General features: G+C 68.8%; 1 protein-coding gene. It reads left to right on the plus strand.

The annotated features are described in order from the left end of the window. A partial coding sequence (locus AC6RA4_RS12475; RefSeq protein ID WP_500160760.1) for a VCBS domain-containing protein occupies positions 1-552 on the plus strand: 552 nt, incomplete at both ends.

Genomic DNA, 552 nt, shown 5'->3' on the forward strand with positions numbered 1-552 from the left:
CGGCGGTTCAGGCGCTGACCTCGGGTGGCGGGCAGCTCACCGATACGGTGACGGTCTCGACGCTGGACGGGACGACGCAGCAGATCACGGTGACGATCAACGGCACCGATGACGGGGCGCAGATCACCGGCACGGCGGTGGGGACGGTGACGGAAGACACCCATCTCACGACCTCCGGCAAGCTCGATGTCACCGATCCGGATGCGGGCGAGGCGGCGTTTGTTCCGATGCCGTCTGCGACCGGGGTGCACGGCACCTTCACGGTCGATGCGGACGGGACCTGGAGCTACCAGCTCGACAATTCCCAGCCGGCGGTTCAGGCGCTGACCTCGGGTGGCGGGCAGCTCACCGATACGGTGACGGTGACGAGCGTCGATGGGACCAGCCATGTGCTCACGGTGACCATCTCCGGCACCAATGATGCGCCGGGGCTGACGGCGACGACGGCGTCTGCGACGGAGGACGGCGCGCAAGTGACCGGCAGCTTGCCGGGCACGGACGTGGATACGGGCGACAGTCTGAGCTACGCGGTGACGGGCGCGACGCCGGCGG

This window comes from Salipiger sp. (genome assembly GCF_059781815.1).